Here is a 222-nt window from a genome sequence, read left to right as displayed (position 1 = left end):
GCTCCGCGAGGACGCGCTCGGCCGCATCGACGACACCAACGACCAGGGCGAGCTCTACCTCACCGACGTGGTCCAGGTCCTGACCGGCGACGGCCGCGAGGTCGCCGCGGTGGTCGCCGACGAGGACGAGGTCGCCGGGGTCAACGACCGCTGGCAGCTCGCCGCCGCCGCGACCGTCCTCCACCGTCGCCACCTCGCCCACCTCGCGGCGGAGGTCGGCGT

The 222-nt window shown here is 75.2% G+C and carries 1 pseudogene; it reads left to right on the top strand.

The features are described 5' to 3' along the window. Nucleotides 1–222 (top strand): annotated as a pseudogene (locus B9T16_RS29850) (hypothetical protein); the annotation flags it as partial.

Source organism: Arthrospira sp. PCC 8006, from assembly GCF_046480465.1.
GTDB lineage: Bacteria > Cyanobacteriota > Cyanobacteriia > Cyanobacteriales > Microcoleaceae > Limnospira > Limnospira platensis.
The sequence above is the reverse complement of the archived record's forward strand: the minus strand, read 5'-3'. Positions and strand labels throughout refer to the sequence as shown.